The sequence below is a fragment of the Gemelliphila sp. 1F1 genome (assembly GCF_056897515.1).
This window is the reverse complement of record NZ_JBXHBE010000002.1, coordinates 173,891-195,362: the sequence shown is the minus strand read 5'-3', so window position 1 is coordinate 195,362 and position 21,472 is coordinate 173,891. Positions and strand designations below refer to the sequence as shown.

The 21,472-nt window shown below is 26.2% G+C and carries 22 protein-coding genes; 21 read left to right on the top strand and 1 reads right to left on the bottom strand.

The window, feature by feature from the left end:
• From AC1XWJ_RS03155 to AC1XWJ_RS03060, 20 genes are all read left to right on the top strand, one after another.
• The gene (locus tag AC1XWJ_RS03155) at positions 1–744 is read left to right on the top strand and encodes a ParA family protein (protein ID WP_483334442.1); all 744 of its coding nucleotides are present in this window, start codon (positions 1–3) and stop codon (positions 742–744) included.
• A 1-nt stretch (position 745) separates the two neighbouring features.
• Positions 746–1,006, top strand: a complete 261-nt coding sequence (locus AC1XWJ_RS03150) for a hypothetical protein (RefSeq protein ID WP_483334441.1) — start codon at positions 746–748, stop codon at positions 1,004–1,006.
• 54 nt (positions 1,007–1,060) lie between these two features.
• The gene (locus AC1XWJ_RS03145) at positions 1,061–1,303 is read left to right on the top strand and encodes a YdbC family protein (RefSeq protein ID WP_483334440.1); all 243 of its coding nucleotides are present in this window, start codon (positions 1,061–1,063) and stop codon (positions 1,301–1,303) included.
• An 18-nt stretch (positions 1,304–1,321) separates the two neighbouring features.
• On the top strand, positions 1,322–1,543 hold the full coding sequence (locus tag AC1XWJ_RS03140; RefSeq protein ID WP_483334439.1) for a hypothetical protein: 222 nt from the start codon (positions 1,322–1,324) through the stop codon (positions 1,541–1,543).
• Between the two features lie 18 nt (positions 1,544–1,561).
• Entirely contained in the window at positions 1,562–2,305 is a 744-nt protein-coding gene (locus AC1XWJ_RS03135) for a hypothetical protein (RefSeq protein WP_483334438.1), read from the top strand.
• The gene (locus AC1XWJ_RS03130) at positions 2,305–2,616 is read left to right on the top strand and encodes a hypothetical protein (protein ID WP_483334437.1); all 312 of its coding nucleotides are present in this window, start codon (positions 2,305–2,307) and stop codon (positions 2,614–2,616) included. The genes AC1XWJ_RS03135 and AC1XWJ_RS03130 overlap by 1 nt, the downstream gene beginning before the upstream one ends.
• A gap of 2 nt (positions 2,617–2,618) precedes the next feature.
• Complete coding sequence (locus AC1XWJ_RS03125) at positions 2,619–4,955, top strand: VirB4-like conjugal transfer ATPase, CD1110 family (protein WP_483334436.1); 2,337 nt, start codon at positions 2,619–2,621, stop codon at positions 4,953–4,955.
• 1 nt (position 4,956) lies between these two features.
• Positions 4,957–7,500, top strand: coding sequence for a phage tail tip lysozyme (locus AC1XWJ_RS03120; RefSeq protein ID WP_483334435.1), 2,544 nt, complete (start codon positions 4,957–4,959; stop codon positions 7,498–7,500).
• Positions 7,501–7,514: 14 nt separating this feature from the next.
• A complete protein-coding gene (locus tag AC1XWJ_RS03115; protein ID WP_483334434.1) occupies positions 7,515–8,081 on the top strand; it encodes a hypothetical protein in 567 nt (188 codons plus the stop codon).
• Positions 8,082–8,261: a hypothetical protein gene (locus tag AC1XWJ_RS03110; protein WP_483334433.1), complete on the top strand. Its 180-nt coding sequence runs from the start codon at positions 8,082–8,084 to the stop codon at positions 8,259–8,261. It abuts the gene before it with no gap.
• Between the two features lie 47 nt (positions 8,262–8,308).
• Complete coding sequence (locus AC1XWJ_RS03105) at positions 8,309–9,055, top strand: hypothetical protein (protein WP_483334432.1); 747 nt, start codon at positions 8,309–8,311, stop codon at positions 9,053–9,055.
• Between the two features lie 12 nt (positions 9,056–9,067).
• Entirely contained in the window at positions 9,068–9,601 is a 534-nt protein-coding gene (locus tag AC1XWJ_RS03100) for a DUF3801 domain-containing protein (protein WP_483334431.1), read from the top strand.
• Positions 9,598–11,382, top strand: coding sequence for a VirD4-like conjugal transfer protein, CD1115 family (locus AC1XWJ_RS03095; RefSeq protein WP_483334430.1), 1,785 nt, complete (start codon positions 9,598–9,600; stop codon positions 11,380–11,382). Before AC1XWJ_RS03100 ends, AC1XWJ_RS03095 begins: the two co-directional genes overlap by 4 nt.
• Before the next feature lie 52 nt (positions 11,383–11,434).
• The gene (locus tag AC1XWJ_RS03090) at positions 11,435–11,623 is read left to right on the top strand and encodes a hypothetical protein (RefSeq protein ID WP_483334429.1); all 189 of its coding nucleotides are present in this window, start codon (positions 11,435–11,437) and stop codon (positions 11,621–11,623) included.
• Between the two features lie 18 nt (positions 11,624–11,641).
• The gene (locus AC1XWJ_RS03085) at positions 11,642–11,833 is read left to right on the top strand and encodes a hypothetical protein (RefSeq protein ID WP_483334428.1); all 192 of its coding nucleotides are present in this window, start codon (positions 11,642–11,644) and stop codon (positions 11,831–11,833) included.
• Between the two features lie 103 nt (positions 11,834–11,936).
• Positions 11,937–14,390: an SEC10/PgrA surface exclusion domain-containing protein gene (locus tag AC1XWJ_RS03080; RefSeq protein WP_483334427.1), complete on the top strand. Its 2,454-nt coding sequence runs from the start codon at positions 11,937–11,939 to the stop codon at positions 14,388–14,390.
• A gap of 97 nt (positions 14,391–14,487) precedes the next feature.
• A complete protein-coding gene (locus tag AC1XWJ_RS03075) occupies positions 14,488–15,933 on the top strand; it encodes a hypothetical protein (protein WP_483334426.1) in 1,446 nt (481 codons plus the stop codon).
• 476 nt (positions 15,934–16,409) lie between these two features.
• Positions 16,410–16,754: a hypothetical protein gene (locus AC1XWJ_RS03070; protein WP_483334425.1), complete on the top strand. Its 345-nt coding sequence runs from the start codon at positions 16,410–16,412 to the stop codon at positions 16,752–16,754.
• Positions 16,755–16,761: 7 nt separating this feature from the next.
• A complete protein-coding gene (locus AC1XWJ_RS03065; protein WP_483334424.1) occupies positions 16,762–17,019 on the top strand; it encodes a hypothetical protein in 258 nt (85 codons plus the stop codon).
• An 84-nt stretch (positions 17,020–17,103) separates the two neighbouring features.
• Positions 17,104–17,376, top strand: coding sequence for a hypothetical protein (locus AC1XWJ_RS03060; RefSeq protein WP_483334423.1), 273 nt, complete (start codon positions 17,104–17,106; stop codon positions 17,374–17,376).
• Here the strand turns inward: AC1XWJ_RS03060 and AC1XWJ_RS03055 are convergent.
• The gene (locus AC1XWJ_RS03055; RefSeq protein WP_483334422.1) at positions 17,354–17,878 is read right to left on the bottom strand and encodes a hypothetical protein; all 525 of its coding nucleotides are present in this window, start codon (positions 17,876–17,878) and stop codon (positions 17,354–17,356) included. The two genes, AC1XWJ_RS03060 and AC1XWJ_RS03055, sit on opposite strands and share 23 nt — an antisense overlap.
• Before the next feature lie 166 nt (positions 17,879–18,044).
• Between AC1XWJ_RS03055 and AC1XWJ_RS03050 the strand changes: the two genes are divergently transcribed.
• Complete coding sequence (locus tag AC1XWJ_RS03050; RefSeq protein ID WP_483334421.1) at positions 18,045–21,464, top strand: SspB-related isopeptide-forming adhesin; 3,420 nt, start codon at positions 18,045–18,047, stop codon at positions 21,462–21,464.
• The last annotated feature ends 8 nt before the right edge of the window (positions 21,465–21,472 follow it).

Below are 21,472 nucleotides of genomic sequence, written 5' to 3'. Positions count from 1 at the left end.
ATGAAAATACTAACAATAAATATTAATAAAGGTGGAACAGGAAAAACAACACTAGCACATAACTTTGCTGAATACCTATCAAAAAACAATAAGGTATTACTTATTGATTTTGACGATAGTTGTAATCTTACAGGAAGATATGACGTTACCCCAAAAGAAGTAAATACAATAATATCATTATTTGATAAGGAATATGTTGAGCCTATTAAGATAAATGACAATTTAGATTTAATATGTTCATTCATTGGAGTTTCAGATTTAAAGGAAAGACAAAATAATAGACGAAGAAGAGAGTATACATTTGGAAAATGGATCGCCAAAAACTACGATGAACTCTCTAAAAATTATGATTATATAGTAATTGATACTGAAAATGACGAAGGAGTACTTACAATTAACGCTCTTATTGTATCTGATGTTGTATTAGCACCTGCAGAACCTAGTAAAGATGCAGTAGAAGGACTTATCAAGTTAAAATATTTAGTTAGTGAACTTAATAATGATTTTGATTTAAACACTAAGCTATTTTATTTAGGAAATAGAATTAACTTTAGCGAAAACTCATCAAAACATTTTATCGAAGCACTAGAGAAGAAAGATGAATACATAGGATATATACCAAGAAGGACAATTATTGGAGATGACATATCAGTATTTAATAATCCTAAGGCAGATAAAGAGCTAATTAAATTACTTGAAAATTTATTTTCAAATATAAAAATAGAATTAGATAAGGAGTTTTAATATGTCAAAATTTAATAAATTCTTAGATGAAAATAGCGAAAAAATATTATCTAATACAAAAAAAGTAGATAATATAAAAAAAGAAAGTGTATCAGAGTATTCATCACTAAAGATAAAAGGTGGTACTTTAGATAAACTTAGAAAATTAAAGTTGGTAACTAAAGAAGCAAGCTATTCATTATTAATTGATAAAATGATTGATAATTATATAGAACAATTACCAACTAAAGAAAAAGAGTATATAAATATTCTCGAACAGTGAAAAGACTATGTTATAGTCTTTTTTATTTTGTAAATTTTTAATTGGAGAATAATAATGAATAGTGAAAACAAAGAAGAAAAAACTAATGATTTCAAGTATAAACTTGTAAAAAAGATTGGACTTATATCAGTTAATCCACAAGGTTGGACTAAAGAAGTAAATCTAGTATCTTATAACAGAAAAAAGGCAGTAGTAGATATTAGACTTTGGTCGCCTAATAGGAGAATGAGTAAAGGTATTACCTTGAAAAAAGAAGATATAAGTAGATTAGTAGAATTATTAAATTCAATAAATTAAAGTAAGGAGAATTATTTAGTGGAAGTATTGACATATATTTTAAATTTTATTGCAAGCATAGCAATACCAGTAGGAGGAGCATGGGTATTATTTGCAGGTTACCGACTATGGAAGGCTAATAAGGACGGTAATCCAGATGAGCAAACTAAAGCGACAGAGGGGCTTATGTATGGGGGAACTTTAGCAGTTTTTGTAAAAGGAATTGTTGAAATTATATTAAATTCATTAACTGGATTTTAATTTTAGTGAGGGTAAATTATGTTAAATATAGATAATTTGACAAAAAATTTAGCTACTTACTCACAAGAAGCCAACAATGCTTCAGAAGCTATCTCAAAAGGACTAATGCCCTTAGGAATGGTTATTTTAGGAATATTTTTTTTGATTGAGTTACTTAATTGGAAGCATTTATTAGAAAGAGATGATAAAAAAATTGGTATGCAGTTATATATAGAATTTTCTATTAAATATTTAATAGCGTATGCCCTAATAATAACATCAGGGTATATATTAGATGCAATTATGGAATTATCTATAATGATTACTAATAAAGTAAATTCGATATATCCGCCAAGTACTTATGTGATTAAGTATACAGAAGCAGAAGTTGATGGTTTTATTTTGAGAAATTTTATTAATTTGATAGGGTGGTTTTTTGAAAAAATATCTAACGCAATAATATATATTTTAATTTTTATGAGATATGTAGATTTGTATTTTTTAAAAGCCTTAGCACCGATAATGATAGGATTTTATTTCTCAGATGAATTTAGACCTGTTGTGATGAATTTCTTTAAAACTTTTATAGCGTATGCACTTTTAGGAGTTGTACTTTTAGTTCTCAACATAATATTTGGAATGGTGATTACAACAGATTTAATAAGAGGTTCAACTGAAGATACATCGTGGGTTGCATTTATGGGGTTAGTAAAATTATTCATATCTATACTAATTAATGTGGGTGCTGTTAGAAAAGTTAAAAGTTTAATGGGAGTTCAATAATGAGTAAGATAGGTTCAGATTTTATAGATGATTTTAAAAAAGAAAAAGGAAAGATATTTATTTTTTCTTACAGAACATTATTATTAATATTTTCTGTAGGAACCTTTATAGGATTATTAATTTTAATATACTTATTGAAATTACCAGAAATTATATGGAAAATATATGGGATTATTGTGGTAATACCAGGAGTATTTTTTGGAGTAAGTGCTGATGAAGAAATAGAATTAAAAGGAAAACTACATTATTTCTTTTTAGTAAAAAAAAGGGTTTATAAAACAGAATTAGAAAATAAAAAGAAAGGAGAATAGTATTGTTATTTAGAAAGAAGAAAAATAAGGTTGATGGATTAAATAAAGAAATCAATCCGACAACTCAAAATACAATAAGGTTTAATACACTTGAAGAAGACGGAATTATGAATATTTATGATAACTGGTATTCAAAGACTTATAAATTAGGAGATGTAGAGTATGTTACGGCAAAACACGAAGATAAAATTAGAATAATAGATAGTTATGCTGAAGCTCTAAATTTACTTGAAGGTGGCTCTATATATCAATTATTAATTATGAATAAAAAAATTACAGAAAACTCCCTAAATAGTGTTAAATATACGCTACAAAATGATGAATATGACGAGTATAGAAGAGAATATAATAATCTTATTGAAAATAGATTTAAAAATAATGCAAAGGCATTTGAAGTTCATAAATATATTACAATATCACTTGAAGGAATTGATAAAGAGCATTCCAAAAGACAAATTAAAGATGTTTCTAATGACTTGATTTCACATTTTAATGAAAATGAAATTTCTTTAATTTCACTTACAGGAGTAGAAAGATTAGCAGTATTTAATAGTTTAATAAATAGTGATGATAGCTTTACATTTGATTATAACGATATAAAAAATAGTAGTGTTGGAGAAAAGTCATTTATATCGCCGAATAGAATAGAAATAAATAAAAATTATTTAATAATAAATGAACAATATGCTAAAGTACTCTATATAAAACATTTTCCAAAATCATTAAGTGATAAATTAATTAAAAATTTGACTAATCTTAATTTTGAATTATCCGTAAGTATAAACGCAAGTTTGTATAGCGACGAAAACATTTCAAAAGAAATTAGCGATGTAGATACTAATGCTTCAGTTAATTTAGTAAAATCACAAAAAAAAGCGAGTAGAGATAATGTAATCTTATCAGAAGAATTTATAGGTTCTGGAAAAGATAAAAAAACTAAAAAAATTATTAAGCAGTGGAAAAAAGAGATAGATGAATATGACCAGAGAATTTTTAAAGGTTTTATCGCAGTTTACATAAAGGCAGATAGTTTAGCTGAGTTAAGAGATTATGAAGATAAGGTAAAACGTGCAGGTAATAAGTTAGGGGTTAAATTTGAAGATATTTATTACTATCAGGAAGAAGCACTAAATACAATTCTTCCTATAGGATATAATTTCTTAGACCTTGAACAGACATTTTCAAGAAAAATGACTACAACTAATATAGTAACACAAGTTCCATTTACACAAGTAGACTTAATATCTAAATCAGAAAAAGCTATGTACTACGGACAAAATCAATTATCTAACAATATGATAACTGTTGATAGAAAAAGAGATTTGCTTACAGGTAGTGGAGTAATAATAGGTATTTCAGGAAGTGGAAAATCTATGACTGTAAAAACAAATGAGATTATTCCAAATAGGTTACGTTACCCTAATGATGAAATAATTATAGTAGACCCTGAAAATGAATACGGAGATATAGGACGTAAATTTAATGCACAAATAATAGATATATCAAGCTCGTCAGACACTTATATTAACGTATTAGACTTACCAGATTTAGAAAAACTTGATGATTTTGACAGAAGAAAAATTATAGAAAATAAATCAAACCTAATAATAAATTTGTTTGAAGATATACTAGAAGAAGTTAATGACCAACAAATTACAATTATAGATAGGGTAACTCGTCAGACATATAAATTTTATGACAATCCTACATTAAAAGAATGGCATAAAGTTTTAACAAATCAACCTGAACGAGAGGCATATGATTTAGCACTTAAAGTAGAAGTATATACAATAGGTTCACAATCACTTTTCTCTAATAAAACCAACGTCAATTTAAATAACAAGTTTATAATATTCAATCTTAATAATTTATCTGGTAAATTAAAGCCACTAGCTCTATCTGTAATTCAAGATTTTATTTGGAATAGAGTTGTAAAAAATAAAGGAAAAGTAGACACTTGGCTGTACTTTGATGAGCTTCAGCTATACTTTAGGAGTGAGAAACAGGCGTTGTTTTTCTACGAGATGTATTCTAGGATTAGAAAATACGGGGCAATTCCTACAGGAATTACGCAAAACGTAGAAACTATAGATGCTATAGAAGAAGGTCGTAAATTACTCGCAAATAGTGAGTTTATGATAATTCTAAAACAGAAGAAAAATGATATTAATGTTTGGAAAGAAACAATATCTATTACTGACGAACAAATAAAGTATATAGCTAATCCTAAAGCAGTAGGGACAGGGATAATTTATGCAGGTGGAACTATAGTACCATTTGAAAATCCAATTCCAGTAACATCTAAATTATTTAGATTAGTAGAAACGGACGCATATTAAAATGTCTAAGAAAAAGTATAAATTAGAAAGAAAAAGGCTTAAAACAGAGTTAAAGTCTACTAAAGCTAATTTAAAACAAAAAAAACAAGTATATAAGCTAAGTAAAAAAAGAAGATCGTTACTTCTTAAAGAAAAACTTATTACTTTAGATGCACTAGATAACGCTGATAATAAAAAATCAAGTTCTAAAAAGGATTTTAAAGTTGTAAAAAAAGATTATAAGTCTAAAAAGAAAGTTTATAAAAAAAGATATTCCAAAAAAGTAGGTAAAGAAACTGTTAGAACTGCAGATAGATTAAAGACAGTACTTGCGAACGAAGTACTTAATCAAGATGATGATTTAAGTAGATACAGTAGAGCCAAGCAAGAATATAGCCATAAAAGATATTTGGCAGGACAAACTTATCGTAACAGTAAAAAAGTTGTAAAAGGTGTTTCAAAAGTAACTTTTGAAATCTCAAATAGAAGTTATAATAAACTAAGAGGTAGAGGTTTCACAAGAACACCTGAACAGTTTTCTCTATATAATAGGACAAAAAAACGTATTATGAGAAAGAACGCTGTTAGAAAAGCAAAGGCAATTAATAGGAAGTCTAAAGTAATAACTAGCCCAGTAGGAAAGCTTTTTAAAAATATATTTAGAAATCCTTTTAAATTATGGGGACTTACTAATTTATTAATATTTTTGTTTATAATATCAATATTTTTATCATCACTAAGTCCAGCAAAAATGAATGAATGGAATATGAATGATACGTGGCTGTACTTTACAAAACTCGATAGAGAAAACTCGAATAGTAAGGTATCTTATTATTCTAATATTGAAGATAACATACATTATTTAGATTATAGATATGATAAAACTATTAAAGATATCTTTGGAGATAGTGATAATCCATTCTCGAAGAAAAATAATGTAGGAGTTACTGATATATACAAAAAGAAAAGTCTACCTGATACAAAGCAAGGTAAAGATTATTTAGATGGTATGTGGGATTATCTAAACAAAGATAAAGATAACTTAAAAACCATTGATAATTTGATGTTAGAAGATAATGAGTACGGGTTAGATGAAAAGGAACAAAAAGAGTATAAAGAATTTCTAAATATTGCCAATGAAGTAGGTAAATTCCCATTTGCACAAGAATTAACAAATTTTTTATATAGTAAAAAAGAAAAAGAGTACTCTAATGCTTTAAAAATAATAGATAGATACGGTTATAAAGATAAAGACAACATATCAGATACTACAACTTTTGTTGCCGAGCCTAATCAATATCTTTATGCTGCCTTTACTGGAACAGTAACTATCAATGATAATAATATTATCATTGAGCAAGGTTTAAAAAGGATAACTTATTATGACGTAGAAAGTATAAGAGTTTTAAACGGAGAACAGACAGTAAGACAAGATATGATAGGACAAGTATCAAGTAAGGGAAATCAAAAAGTTAAGTATGAGAAATTAAGAAACTTAGAGGATAAAAAAGAATGGCAATCAGTAAATATAGGATTTTATCTTCCTAAAGTTGAATATCTACAGAAAACAGAAGTAGTGAGAAATTACAATTTTGATAATAATAAACTTGCCAGGGTAAGAAAATTCGCAGAATTAGTAAAACAGTATGAACCTAATGCGACTAATAAAGGAATAGCGTCTGTGCTAGGTAATTTTTCTGTAGAAAGTAATATTAATCCTAAACGTGCAGAAGGAGATTACTTGCCAGCACCTATTGGGGTTGTAGATGAGAGTTCGTGGGATAATCCTGATTGGTTAGATATTGGAGGTGTAATAATATATGGAGGACGTTATCCTAATATCCTAAGAAGAGGTTTGGGATTAGGTCAATGGACTGATACATTAGACGGCTCTGTAAGACATACGCTACTTCGTGATTTTGCGAATAGTAAAAACACAAAATGGTATTATATGGATTTACAAGTCGACTTTATGTTTAACGGAGATAACCCGTATTATATTAATCATCTTAGAGATATTGTAGTATCAGATGAAGACGTTGAAGTTTTGACTAGAAAATTTTTAAACAACTGGGAAGGAAATCCTAGTGATAAAATAGATACTAGGATAGAACACGCTAAGTCTATATTACAATACTTAGAAAGACCAAAAGCAGAAAGATTAGATATTGACGGTACATTTTCTGATGAAGTAGCAGAAGAAATCATACAAGAACTTAATGCGTATAGAGTGTCAAATGGACTATCTGAACTTACTGTCAATCCAGTATATGATGACGGTGCAGAACTAAGGGCTCAAGAATTTTCAATTCTCGCAAGAAGAGGATATAACAATCCTATGGAACTTCATAAGAGATTAGACGGAGGAGAGTGGTACACAGCCTTTCAAGGTGGTGTAATGGCTGAGAACTTAGCTTATGCGTACAATGGAACATCAGGAATGATGGGATTTTGGAAATCATCTCCTTCACATAATGCAGCGATGTTAAATCCAAATCATACAGCAGTAACAGTCAAAGTATTTTATACAGACGGACAATATTACGGTGTTCAAATATTTAGTTAATGATAGGAGAAAAAATGGTAAATAATAAATTAAAGAAAATTATTAAAAGTATAATTACAGTAGTAGTTATACTTTTACTTTGCATAATGAGTTATTCCGTAGGATACGGAGTTAAGGAATATAGCTATAAGAATGAAAATGAAAACAAGAATAAAGCTATCACAACAGAAAAGAAAAATGTTCAAATTATAGAAGAAAATGTTAATGATTTTCTAGTGAATTTTTACACTAAAAAAGATCTTGGAGAAAATCGTGATAGATACAAACCATATCTTACAGAGGGAATGTATAACTCTGTTGTGAGTAATGAAGAAAAGGCAACAAGTAAAGCATATCAAGGCTACATTGTAGATTATGAATATCAAGGTGCAGATATATTTATTAATAACGAAGCTAAAGAAGTATTAGTGAATGTTAGGTATAAGAACACAACACTCGCTACTAAAGATGATAGAAGTAATCAAACAACAAAACAACATAGAGAGTCATTTAAACTAACTTACGTAAATGTAGGAGGAAAATTATTAATTAATAAAATGGATAAAATTACAATAGAACCTTACGTTGAGAGAGGACAATAGATGAAAAAAGAAATAGAGAAGATAGAAAAACAAATAGAAACCAAGAAAAAAGAGCTTGAAAAAAACGAAAAACATCTTAACAACTACAAATCAAAAGTAGAAAAAAACAAAAAAGAAATAACAGAACTAGAAAATAAATTAATGAGGGAAACATTAAGATACAACAATATGACGTTTTAAGATTTTCAAGCCTTACTTGGTAATAAAGATTAAGAAAGGATAAAAATATGTACATAGTAAATAACGAAACTAATTTAAAAAAGTGGGAAGTAAATACACTTGATGATTTAATGTTTGAGTTAGATGTATTAAATGTGAAAAACAAAAGAAAAGGTATTAAAGAAGAGTTAGTAGTATATAAAATAAATGACGAAGGGGAGATACTTGACGAAATAGAACTAACACTCCCTACAGAAAAAGATATTGATGACATATTTGAAAGTTTTTTAGAAAAAGAGGGAGATAAAGAAGTAGAAGAGTTAGAAACATCACTAAAAGAAAATATAGAAGAACTGACTGAAGAAGAAAAAGCAGTACTAGATAAAATAAGTGTAGACCCTAATCCTAAAGCTAACAGAGATAAAATAATAGAAAAGCTAAACCAAAACCACAAGCAAGAACAAGAAGAAATAGAAAAACAAAATGAGGAGGAGCTTGAAAAACAAAAGAAAGAACAAGAATTATTAGCCAGAGAAAAAGAACTAGAACGTAGAGAATTAGAGCTTAAACAAAATATGGAAAGGCAAGCTAAAAAAGAACAACAAATAGAATTGCAAGCTCCAGTTTCTAATATCCAAAATCAAACGACAAGAGTATATGAGGGAATAAGTATAAAATCAACAGACGAATTAACTGATATATTTAAGAATGCGACAATTTCAGAAGTAAAGAAACTTGACGAACAAATTTATATACTTAATAGACAAAGAGATAAATATATAAAATTAATTAAAGTATTAGATGAAGTAAATTAAAAGGATAGTAAAATGGAAGATGAAAGAGTAATAAGTTTAACCGCAAGAAGCATAAAAGAAACCGCAATGTATCTGTTTAAAGTTTTATTTGCAGGTACAGAAAAAGCGTATGAGCTATATAACGATAGAAATTTAGGTAATAGAGTTTTTAACGGAGAAACAGAGTGGAATAAATTTATGAACTCACTAGACGCTGTTACTATTAAAGAATTAGAAAATAACGAAATTAACCTAGATAAATTTAAACAAGAACTTGAAAAATACGGTATAGGCTTTTCCTTTTATAAACACCCTGACGGCAAGACAGTATCAATAGCTTTTTTAGTAAAACATAAAGATATAGTAGAAAAAGCATTGTCAGATACATTAGAAAAAATAGTAAAAGAAGATAACTTCACAGAAAAAGTAAAGAAAAATCCTAAAGAACAAACACTCTCTGAAAAACTAAACTTCTATAAAGAAAAAGAAGCCCAACATATGAACAAAGATAAAGTAGTTGATAATATTAAAGACATTGATATTCATAAAGGAGAAAAACGTTTATGAAGTCAAAAAAATTAATAATAAATAGTGTAATAGCTGTTACAATATTTTATCTAGGGCATACGCTTGGGAAAGTTTATGAAAGTTCTCCAGAAAAATTATTTTACAACAAAATATTATGGGTAATTGATAATTATAATTTTCATAATATAATAGATTTTAAATTTACAGACACTTCTATTTACGCAGGAGTAACTTTAACTTTGTTGGCAGGTTTAATTTATTTAAGATTTTTCAAAGCGAAAAAGAATTATAGGTATGGAGAAGAACACGGTTCGGCAAAATATGCGACCTACGAAGATTTAAAAGGTTTTGAAGATAAAATAGAAGAAAACAATATGATTTTCACAAAAACAGCTAGAATGGGATTATATAATAAGAACTTGCCTTACAATAAACAATTAAATAAAAATGTTTTAGTAATAGGTGGGTCAGGTAGTGGTAAAACTTATACATTTGTAAAACCTAATGCGATGCAGCTAAACGGTTCTAAAATATTTACAGATACAAAAGGACTTTTAATAAGAGAATTAGGTAATTTGTATAAAAAAGCAGGATATAAAATAAAAATAATAGATGTAATAAACTTTATAAATTCTAATCAATTCAATGTTTTTAAATATATAGAAAAAGAAACGGATATTGATAAAGTGGCAGAAGCAATAGTAAATTCGACAAAAAAATCTGACAATAGAGGAGAAGATTTTTGGATACAAGCAGAGCTAATGCTTATAAAAGCACTTATAGGATACCTATACTTTGATAGTAAAATAAGTGGGTATGAACCTAGCTTACCACAAATAACAGACCTTATTAAACATATTGATAGAGCTGACCCTGAAACACCTTCAGTACTAGAAGAATTATTTGAAGATTTAAACAAAGCCTATCCGAATAACTATGCTTATAGACAGTTCCAAAACTTTAATAAAAACTTTGCGGGAGAAACAAGAAATTCAGTAAAAGCAATAATATCATCAAGATTTTCAGTATTTGAACACGAAGACATAAGAAGATTACTTGAAACAGATACTTTAGAAATAGAAAAATGGAATACAGAGCGTACAGCAGTATTTATCAACATTCCAGAAGTGAATGACGCATATCAATTTATAACATCACTACTATTTACAACAATTTTTGAAACTACAATAAAAACAGCCGATAATATAATAAATGGTACTTTAGAAAAAGATCTATTACATTTAGAAATATACGGAGATGAATTTGCCCAGGTAGGTAAAGTTAATAACTTATCAAAATATTTATCAGTAATAAGAAGTAGAGAAATATCAATAAAAGCAATATTACAAGGACTGCCACAACTAGATATGATATACGGTAAAGAAGAAGCAAAAAGTATAATAAACAACTGTGATACAATTCTTTATCTAGGAACTAATGATAAAGATACAATGGAATACCTATCATTTAGGGCAGGTAATGAAACTATTGACGATAAAAACTATTCAGAAAATAGAGGAAGACAAGGAAGCTCAACACTTCAGCATTCAAAACTAAAAAGAGAAGTACTTACGTCCCACGAGATAGCGACAATAGATATAAGTGAGGCATTACTTTTCATTGGAAAACAGAATGTATTTAGAGATAAAAAAGCAAATGTGAACGAACATAAAAACGTTAAATATCTAGCTAATCATCACAAGGATAAAAATTGGTATAGGTATAGAATATATAGAAGTGAATATGAAGAATGGATTAGCAATGTGAAGCCAAGTAATCATATAGAGTTAACTGAAGAAGAAATCTATAATTTTGGATAAAGTTGAGAAAAGAAGATAAAAAGTGTATAATTAAGAGAAAAGGGGGTAGAGTATGACAAAAGAAAATTACAGTATTTTACAAGATAAAAATATAGGAAAAGAAATAAAGATAAAACTTATGACTGATAAAGTAATTTCAGGACTGTTAAAAGGATTTAACAATTATGAAGTCCATTTAGAAATTAAGGATAAAATTTATACAGTTAATAAAGGTGCTATTATTTATTCTTATATTGTATAGAAAGAGTGAAGTTATAAAATGGAAAAAAGAGTATTAAACATATCAATAGGAAAATCAGGAGGAAATGCCAGTAAAAATTCAAAAGTATATAAAATGTCTATACCTACTAAATGGGCAAAAGATATGGGAATAGAATTAGATAATAGAACAGTAGAAGTTATTTACGATAGTGATAGAAAAGAAATAAATATAAGAAAAATAAAAGAGTAGAAAAAATAACTACTCTTTTTAAATTTATCTATTGACTATTGGTAACAAATATAATATAATGTATTTGTTACCAATAAAAAAAAGATAAAAGGAGATTATTAATATGAATTACAAATTAAGAAAAATAGGAAAGAAATTATTACCAGTAATGTTTACATTAGGAATAGCAATTACAGGAGAAATTGCGATAAGTAATGAGGCTCAAGCTAGTGATAAAGAAATGACTGTAGTTGAAGAAGTTTCTAATAAAGAAATAAATGTAACAAAAGAACAAGTAGAAAAAGCAAAACAAGATTTAGATATTAAAGTAGATGAAGTAACAAAACAAAAAGAAAAAGTATCAGTTATAGAAAAAGAGGTATCTAATAAAAAGGGAGATATAGAGAATAAAATTAAAGAAGCAAAAGACTTAGAAGAAATATCAAAACAAGCTACAGAAGAAAATATAAACAAAGCTAAAGAAGACATAATAAGCAAAGAAAAAGAAAAAGTAGATGTAGAAAATAAATTACAAATCGAAGAAGAGAAAATCAAAGAGATAGAAACAAACATTAGCAATCAAAATAACAACATAGAAAATAAAAGTCAAGATGTAGTAAATGCAGAGGCTAGCGTAGAAAATTCCAAAAAAGATTTAGAAACTAAACAAGCATTATTAGAGGGAACTAATGAAAAAGAAATAATAAAAGTATTAGATAAAGCAATAAAAAAACTAGAAATAACAACATCAGAATTAAATAATGCACAAAATGAGTTAGAAAATGCACAGATTAAGGATAAAGAAAGAGAAGATAAATTAACAGAATTAACATCTAATAAACTAGATATAGAAAAAGAATTAAATACATTAAAAACAGAATTAGAAGAAAACCAAAATGTAGCAAATAAAACAGAAAGAGATTTACAACAGGCTGAAGATAATAAAAACAAAGCACAAGAAAATTTGGATAGTTTCAATACAGTAACACTAACAAATGACTATATAAATAATTTAAAAAAAGCATTTGATTTAAATTTATCTTCAGAAGAAAGAAAAAATGCTCAATCTAAATTAAAAGAAATAAATGCAGACTTATTAAAACTAAATACATATAAAGAAAATAAAAATGATGATACAGTAAAACTTTATGACATAGATAATCTTCCTGAAGATATAAGAAGGGATTTATCCTTATTTGCGAGTGAACTTATAAAGCAAATAAGAACACAAATGGGAACAGAATTAACAACAGTAACAACTTCATCTATAGAATTTGCGAACAAAGTAGCTACAACATATAATAGAGATAAATTTAATCCATATACTGAAAATGGACATTATGAAAAAGGTATTATAGAAGTATCTAAAGAATATGGATTAAAAGAAGGCCAATATTATGAAAATTGGGCAGGAAGTACTAAAATAAAATCACAATTAACATATAGTGATTTAAAGAAAAATACATACAACTCAATACTTCAACTTATGTTCAATGGGAGAGAATGGTTACACGCTCAAAGCATATCAGGTATAAATTTTGGAAAAAGTAGAGAAGATTATCTTGGAGTAGATTTTTCTACATATACAAAATATGCAGGATTTCATCTACTAACAATTCCAAAAGAATATGTAGAAGAAGCAACAAAGAAAAATTTTAATAAAGAAACAATTACTAATAAATTATCTTTGGAAAATATAAAGAAAGAACTAATTACTGCTAAAGAAAAATATATAGAGAAATTAGAGAATAGCGAAAAAGCTAAACAAAATTTATTAAATACAAAATCAAAATTTGACGAAAAAACTAAAAAACTATTAGATGCAACTAAAGAATTAAATAGAGTAGCATCACAAAAAATACTAACACCAGAAGCAAAACAAAAAGTAGAACAATTAACAATAACTTTAGATAAAGCTAAACAAGATTTAAAAGTAGCACAAGATAACTATGATAATCTAAACGCTGATATTAAATCAAAACAACAAGCAGTAGAAAAAGCTAAAAAGATATTTGATGAAGAATTAGCTAATTTACAAACAAAAAGAAGTATATTAAATATTGAAAATAATAAATTAGCAGAATTAAATAAAAAATTAGATCAACAACAAAATGTAGTAAATTCTATAAAACAGGATTTGGAAGAAATAAAACAAAATATAAAAATAGCCAAAGAATACCTATATAAACTTGAAAACACACCTAAATTATTAAAAGTAACTAAAGAACAATTAGATAACTTAGAAATAGAATTAATCAGTAAAGAAGAAGTTTTAAAAGCAGAGCTGGAAAAATTAACAGAATTAGAATTATCTAAAGAAGATTTGGAAAAAAATTATAAAAAATTATTAGAAAAATATAGTAAGCAACTTGAAGAAAATACATTAAATCAATTAAAAACACAGATAGATAACATTCAAGCAGAAAAATTAGAAAAGGAAACATCAAAATCAGCTTCAGATAATAAAGAAAATATTAAAAAACTATCAAATACAGGGATAAATTCAATATCTACTGTATGGCTAGGTATATTATCATTTATTATTGGATTACTAGGAATAAGAAGAAAAATTAAATAAATTACAATGACTAGTATATATACTAGTCATTGTATGTGGTTGAATAAATGTATCATTTAAAGTATAATTAACTATATTTGTATAAAGGAGATAAAATGTGAAAATAAATATTTTTAAGAACATATTATTGGGAATTTATTTTCTAATACTGACATTATTAGTATACTATACAATGCCAAATTTAATGTTACATTATTATCCTTATGGGGATGCAACAATTTTTGAATATTTTGGATATGCTATGACCAAAGGAGAGAAATTATATTTAGACTTATTTGATCATAAAGGACCTATAATATTCTTAATTAATTATGCAGGGTATATATTAAATGGTGCTTTTGGAATTAAGATTTTATATTTAATTTGTTATTTCGTGTTTTTGATATATGCGTACAAGACAGCAATGCTATTTACAGATAAAAATATAGTATCAATAATTACACTACTAATTATAACTTTAATATTTTTAAATATTTTTGAAAGTGGATTAGGGTTAGAGGGTTATATGTTACCTTTTATAACTTATTCATTTTACATTTACTTAGATTATTTTATGAATAATAGGTATAACTCTTTAAAAATAATCTTAGTAGGATTTTGTTTTGGAATAGTATTCTTTACAAAGTATAATATGGTGGGGTTATGGCTTATTTTATCTGTAGTAGTAATAATATTAAATATCTACAAAAAAGAATATAAACTATTATTGAAATTTATTTTAAATTTTTTGGTAGGATTTTTAATTTTGCTAATACCACTTTTAATATATTTTCTAATAAATAATTCATTATTAGAAATGATATATCAATCCCTTATTATAAATATAAATTATTCAGGAGATGCACCTATAGGATTAAAAGATGTTATTTCTTGGATAATAGGAGTAGCCAACGATTATTCATTAGTTTTAATAATTTTATTATCAACTTTTTACTATTATAAAAATAGTAAAAATATGGTGCTGATAGGAATAGTTTTACTTACTTTTTGTATATTATTAAGTATAATCTCCAAAAGAACGTACTTACATTATTTAATAGTATTAATACCATTGTTTATACCTTATATAAGCATACTGTTAGAAACATTATTTGATAAGATTAATTATAGATTATCTCTTGTAATAACTTGTTGTTTTATAGTTACTTCTTATTTTTCTAGCTTGGTTAATATAAAAGCTCAAATACAAGAAAGAAATGTAGATAATTCAAGAGATATAGCGGAACTAGCTAATTATATAAAAAATAATTCAAATGAAGATGATAGAATATATGGTCATAGAATGTATGGTTCTATTTACTTATTATCTGAAAGGTTGTCTTCAACAAGATACTTTTTTATACCTGGATTTTATAATGAAAATATATTTTATGAAGATTATAAAAAGCATTTTGAAAAAAATTATCCTAAATATATAGTAATTGATATGAACAAGTATTCAGGATTTGATTTACTGACTGATGATTATATAAAAGATGTAATAAAAAATAATTATAAATTAGTAAAAACAGTAAATAATTTAAGTTTATATGTCGAGAACTAGAAATAAAATCTAGTTCTTTTTTTGTTGGAAAGGAGGAAAATGTTATACAAAGAAACGATGCCTATAATCATAATAATTTTATTCATATTAACTGTAATAATAAAAACGAATAATATATTTGCTAATACGAAAGAAGAATATTTAGAAAAATTACATAAAAGAGATAAACTAACAACAGTATTCACAATTATTATCAATACCATACCAATTATATACATTAAAATTATCTATTTCAGCAATAGTATTAGTATTGTTAATGATACTAATACTATTACTTCCTTCAGCAAAGACAGAAATATTATCAAATGAGAAAGAAGAAATAATAATCATAGAAAGGAACAAATTATTTATAGTAAAAATAGTACTAGTTATTTTGATAATGAGTACAGTTACATACTTACGTGTAAATAATTATATTTAAAGATTTGTATATTTTTAATATAGAGAACTAGAAATAAAAGATAAGGAGAATAAAAATGAAAGAAAACATTATTTTAAAAATTTTAGAAAGATTGAGTAAATATATTTTCATTTATATAAAGCATACATTAATTATACTAGGTATATTACACTCTTGGATTATATATCGTTTCTTTTCTTACGGTATGAATAAAGTAATTGAAGAAACTACGTATTCCACAAATGAACTAATAGAAAAGTTTTATAAGTTATATGAGTATAATTTCTTTTTAGCAACTTTTCTTTCTGTTATAACAGTATTATTATCGAAATTTATATCATCATATAGAAAAAATAATACTACAATCGTATTATATAAGGATACTAGTGGAGGGGTTGCGAAGCTAGAAAGGAGAAAATAATTTTAAAGTGAAAAAATTAACAAATAAATACAAAACTTTAAAGACAGAGCAAAATGATTATTTAATAAAAAAGAATAGAATAAATTATTATAGGAAAAAAAGATTTATTTATATAAATAATGATAATAAAGGTATTACAGTAAATGTAGATAAAATAATATACTATACTAAAAATACTCTATTTTTAGAAGGTAATAATTCGATAGAAATAACCATTGAAACATATAAGTACTTAAACGAAATTCTTGATATTACACTTATTTAGTTATTATTCTGGACATAGAAAATACTTGTATTAATAAAATTATTTTTTAAAATTACAATAAAATTAAAAAGGGGAATAAGTATAATGGAATTTTTATTAATATTATTACACTTAATGATTACTTGGATGGTATATAATAAATTAAATAAAAAATTGAATAAATTATATGATAAATTTTTAGAAAATGAAAGAAAAAAATTAGAAGAAAAAGAGAACATATTGACTGAAGAAAAAGAAAATTATATTAATTACTTAACCAATAGACGTTCTCTTTTTTCTATCATATTATTTTCAATAATATCATTAATTAATTCTATAATAATATATTATATATTTAAAATTGTTTATATCGGATAGTTTGTTCAAACATCTTAGCTAATATAACAGAGAAAAATATAGAAAATGGAATAATATTTATCAATAATATAGGTATATTAGAATTACTAAGTATTATAATTAAAATATTAAAATTTAAAATATTTAATTTATAGAGTATGTATAGTATAGCTACTGATAAGAAGATAAAATTTGTTATAACTATACAATAATTTAAAAATTTATTATATTCAATAAGACTAGTTCTATATGTAATATCATTATTTATTTTTGAATATAACCAATACAATAATTCAGAAAATATAAATAATATAAATAGAACATAGTTAATATTAATTGATGAAATTATTATAGAATGAATTAATTGACTATTATTATTTACAAATTCTATGTAAGTTAGTTTTGATATAAAATGTAAATTAATATTTATAATATCAAAATATAAAGATATAACAATAATTGTAATAAAAATATTTATATCATTTATTTTATTAGTCATATAATTAAATATTTTATCATACATAAGAGCACCACCTTTCTAAATAATAATTATATCATACACAAAACTAGGAGAACTAAAATGAACAATAGAATAAAAAAGAGTATAAGAGCACCAGTAAATAACTAGGTGCTTTTTATAATACTCAAAACAAAAAATAGAAATAAATAAAAAGAAAAGGAGACGAAAAATGTCTAATAATTTAAGAGAAACAAAACAAAGATTTACATTAAGAAAGAATAAAAGATACAAAAATGTAGTATCAGTAGGGCTAGGTTTATTCGCTATAACATCTATAGGTGTTATTACAAGTAATGAAGCGAAAGCTAGTGATGACAATAAAGTTGTAACCACAGAAAATCCAGCTACAAACTATCCTGAAGTACAACCAAATCCTACTATTAATGCAGAGGAAAGCCAAAATCAAACAAATAAATCAACTGGAGAAATTGAAGTAGCAGTAGATAATTCAAAATTAAATGAGGCTGTAGAAAAATCTAAACAGGAAGGATTAAATGTAGTTCAAGAAGATACCCAAAATAAAGGAACTGTAAAATCAGTAGAAGAAGCAGAAAAAATAGCAACAGAAATAAATAATTCATATACAAGACAAGTTGAAGAAATCAATAAAGAAACAGAAGATTATAAAAAAGCAAAAGAAGAAAATCAAAAACAAACAGAACAAATTATTGAAGAAAATGCAAAAATAAAAGCAGAGTATGATAAAAAATTAGCTGATATAGAGAAATTAGAACAAGAAAATTCAATAAAAAATGAAGAGATAAAAAAATCAAATAAAATTAAGCTAGATGAATATGAAAGAGAGTTAGCAGAATACAACAGATTAAAAGATGAATATGATAAAAAGATATCTGAAATAGAGAATAATATTAACACAGAAGGATATCTGCAAAAATTAGTTGCACAAAACTTAATTTACATAAGAGAACAAAATGCAAAAATAGATAGTATAAAAGGAGCAACGCCTATAACAAAAGAAGGTCTATTAAGAGTAGAAGGTAATAATTTTACTAGTGATAATAATGGATTGTATATTCATGGAGTTATTGACTTGTATTATTCTGCTAATGCATTTGGAGATAAATTTGAAAAAATAGATGCCTCTAAACATAATCTATTATTTCAACAAAATGAATATAGACAATCAGACTATTATGCAACCTTAATAGATGAAAATAAACCTGTAGAAGTTGTGTATAGTGGACTAACAAATTCTTCATATAAGAATAGAAAAATTAGTAAAGTAAAATACACATATACCGCTAGTAATCTTGATGGTAAAAAACAAGCTATATTAATACTACATGAAGACCCTACTGAGACAGCATGGTTTTTAAGTCAAGAGTCTGGAAATTCAGATAAGTATATACGAGAATCTAAAAAAATATATTTAAATGTTGATGTAAAATTTTATTATGAGGATGGTTCTGAAGTAGTATTTGATGAAAATTCTCCTGCTCTAGTGTCTTTTGAAAGTTTAAATGGAACAGAGTATCCTGATGGAAGTATGACAGAAAGAGTTAAATTTAGTGGAGAATATCTTCCAATAAATGGAAGTTCTTTGAGTAAACATCAAGATGGATGGATTTATTCAGATAGTAACAATAATTCTAGAGATAGAGGTTCTAAATTTGATGGTAAAGAATACGATTATAAAGGGTCAGATAAAGCTTATTACGCTGCAGCAACAGGTATAATAAATGCAGGAAAAGAATTTAATTTTACAATATCAACATCAACAGGTATTTGGTTTTCATTTAATTCAGATGTTAAAGCAAAGGAAGTTCCGACATCATTACCAACACCACCCCAAGAACCTGTATATGACGTGGAACAGCCAACAGAAATAGAAAAACCCAAAAAACCTGAATACAAAGAAATTCCAGAGCCACCCAAAGCACCTACAGTAAAATACCACTATGAAGAATACACATCAGCTCCACAAATAGAAAAAACAGTAACTAATAGTTATAAAGAAGATATTAATGGAAAATTTGTAAATAAACAAGCAGAAGTTAGTTTTCCATTAAATGTTAAAGAATTAGTATCAAATAGAGAAAAAATAAATAAATTTGAACTTGTAGATAATTTGCCTACAGGATATGAAGTAAATATAGAAAAAACAACAACAGAAAATAAAAATTATAATGTAGAGTACAACAAAGCTACACATACAATAGTATTTAAAGCTAGCCAAACTATGTTAGATGATATTAATAAAGATTTAACAAGTACATATCTACCAAAAGCACCAGTAGTTGTAGGAACAGTATTAAATGACGGAGCTACATATTTAAACAACTTTAAACTATTAGTAAATGATTATGAGGTATATAGCAATACTGTAAAAGTAATAACACCAGGTAACACACCAACACCTGAAACACCTGATAATAGCTTTATTAAACCAACAAAAGAAAACACAAACAAAGACGGAGTAAATATTGACGGTAAAACAGTATTACCAGGTTCAATAAACTACTACAAACTACTTTGGGATTTAGATCAATACAAAAATATTAAAGCTACATTAAAAGATATAAACAAAGGGTTTTATTACGTTGAAGATTATCCTGAAGAAGCATTAGAGCTTGATGAAAAAGAGGTAACGTTAGTAGATAGTAAAGGAGAGGCAGTAACTGGAGTAAAAGTAGAAAACTTTAATAGTATAGATATAGAAGAAGCCCCTGAAGAAGTAAAAACAATGTTAGAAAATACTAATATTAAACCAAAAGGAGCGTTCCAACTATTTACTGCGACAAATCCGCAAGAGTTCTTTGAAAAATATGTAGAAACTGGAAACTCAATCATAATCACAAGCCCAATGACTGTGAAAAAAGCATTTAACGGAACATTTGAAAACAAAGCCTACCAAATTGACTTTGGAAATGGATATGAAACAAATGTAGTAGTAAACAATGTGCCTAAATTAGAAGTTTCAAAACAAGTAATTGATGTAAACGGAAAAGATATTAATAACGGTACAGTAGCCCTAAATGAAAAACCTGAATACAAATTAGAGGGTGCACACCTACCAAGCAACAGAGCTGAAGAGATAAGTCAATATGACTTTAATGATGATTACGATGAAAAAGGAGATAAATACCTATCATACAAAGTAATCACAGACGTTGATGTTACACTAAAAGACGGTAGAGTAATTGAAAAAGGAACAGATATTACTACATTTACTGAAGAAGTAAAAGAAGACGGAAAAGTAACAATTAAATTAAAACAGGCATTCTTAAATTTAGTTTCTCTTAATAGTGAGTTTAAGGCAAATGCGATACTAGAAATGGAAAGAATAGCTTCTGGAACATTTGAGAATACATATATAAATGTAGTAAACGGAAATGAAGTTATTTCAAATACAGTAAGAACTACAACTCCAGAGCCAACAACACCAACTCCAGAAGAACCTAAAGAGCCAGAGAAACCAACAACTCCAGTAACACCTGAAGAACCAGTTAAAAAATTAAGTAACACAGGTATTGGAGATGATTACACACAAGAAGCAGTAGGATTAGGAATGGCAGGACTAGGCTTGCTTGCATTATCTAGAAGAAGAAAAAACAGTAATTTAAAATAAATTAATAA

What these genes read in the sequence shown, in the direction of transcription:
- AC1XWJ_RS03115 (WP_483334434.1), top strand. Translation starts at nt 7,515, where the DNA reads ATGGTAAATAATAAATTAAAGAAAATTATTAAAAGTATAATTACAGTA.
- AC1XWJ_RS03135 (WP_483334438.1), top strand. Translation starts at nt 1,562, where the DNA reads ATGTTAAATATAGATAATTTGACAAAAAATTTAGCTACTTACTCACAA.
- AC1XWJ_RS03055 (WP_483334422.1), bottom strand. Translation starts at nt 17,878, where the DNA reads ATGTATGATAAAATATTTAATTATATGACTAATAAAATAAATGATATA.
- AC1XWJ_RS03090 (WP_483334429.1), top strand. Translation starts at nt 11,435, where the DNA reads ATGACAAAAGAAAATTACAGTATTTTACAAGATAAAAATATAGGAAAA.
- AC1XWJ_RS03145 (WP_483334440.1), top strand. Translation starts at nt 1,061, where the DNA reads ATGAATAGTGAAAACAAAGAAGAAAAAACTAATGATTTCAAGTATAAA.
- AC1XWJ_RS03155 (WP_483334442.1), top strand. Translation starts at nt 1, where the DNA reads ATGAAAATACTAACAATAAATATTAATAAAGGTGGAACAGGAAAAACA.
- AC1XWJ_RS03110 (WP_483334433.1), top strand. Translation starts at nt 8,082, where the DNA reads ATGAAAAAAGAAATAGAGAAGATAGAAAAACAAATAGAAACCAAGAAA.
- AC1XWJ_RS03100 (WP_483334431.1), top strand. Translation starts at nt 9,068, where the DNA reads ATGGAAGATGAAAGAGTAATAAGTTTAACCGCAAGAAGCATAAAAGAA.
- AC1XWJ_RS03050 (WP_483334421.1), top strand. Translation starts at nt 18,045, where the DNA reads ATGTCTAATAATTTAAGAGAAACAAAACAAAGATTTACATTAAGAAAG.
- AC1XWJ_RS03060 (WP_483334423.1), top strand. Translation starts at nt 17,104, where the DNA reads ATGGAATTTTTATTAATATTATTACACTTAATGATTACTTGGATGGTA.
- AC1XWJ_RS03150 (WP_483334441.1), top strand. Translation starts at nt 746, where the DNA reads ATGTCAAAATTTAATAAATTCTTAGATGAAAATAGCGAAAAAATATTA.
- AC1XWJ_RS03085 (WP_483334428.1), top strand. Translation starts at nt 11,642, where the DNA reads ATGGAAAAAAGAGTATTAAACATATCAATAGGAAAATCAGGAGGAAAT.
- AC1XWJ_RS03080 (WP_483334427.1), top strand. Translation starts at nt 11,937, where the DNA reads ATGAATTACAAATTAAGAAAAATAGGAAAGAAATTATTACCAGTAATG.
- AC1XWJ_RS03130 (WP_483334437.1), top strand. Translation starts at nt 2,305, where the DNA reads ATGAGTAAGATAGGTTCAGATTTTATAGATGATTTTAAAAAAGAAAAA.
- AC1XWJ_RS03070 (WP_483334425.1), top strand. Translation starts at nt 16,410, where the DNA reads ATGAAAGAAAACATTATTTTAAAAATTTTAGAAAGATTGAGTAAATAT.
- AC1XWJ_RS03105 (WP_483334432.1), top strand. Translation starts at nt 8,309, where the DNA reads ATGTACATAGTAAATAACGAAACTAATTTAAAAAAGTGGGAAGTAAAT.
- AC1XWJ_RS03095 (WP_483334430.1), top strand. Translation starts at nt 9,598, where the DNA reads ATGAAGTCAAAAAAATTAATAATAAATAGTGTAATAGCTGTTACAATA.
- AC1XWJ_RS03120 (WP_483334435.1), top strand. Translation starts at nt 4,957, where the DNA reads ATGTCTAAGAAAAAGTATAAATTAGAAAGAAAAAGGCTTAAAACAGAG.